Source organism: Pseudomonas sp. PME37.24/006 (assembly GCF_055556635.1).
The window spans coordinates 1-297 of sequence record NZ_JBVHNL010000034.1; the positions used below are offsets into that span (position 1 = coordinate 1).

At 34.0% G+C, this 297-nt stretch carries 1 protein-coding gene; it reads right to left on the reverse strand.

Annotation, left to right across the window (positions count from 1 at the left end; all coding sequences use genetic code 11):
• A partial coding sequence (locus tag ACZ3GY_RS23745; RefSeq protein ID WP_465912185.1) for a cupin domain-containing protein occupies window positions 1-297 on the reverse strand: 297 nt, incomplete at both ends.

Consider the following 297-nt stretch of genomic DNA (forward strand, 5'->3'; position numbering starts at 1 on the left):
CAGAAGTTCAAAGTCCCCTTTTCCTTCATTAACTGTTACTATCACTATGGCCCTTGAATTATAGTGTGGCAACAATAGAGACCCCTCTTTAATCTCCACATAATTGACAAATATATCCAAGTCTTGAAGTTGTGGATTTTTCTTTGGAGTGATCTCAAAGAATTTACCATATTTGTTGGAATAGATAGGATCACTACTTTTCAAGTTGAATGGTTCTGATCGAGAAGATACACTTTTTTTGGAGCTAGACTTTGCGTTTTTACTTAATTCTTCAATTTGTTTCTTTGATACTTTGAC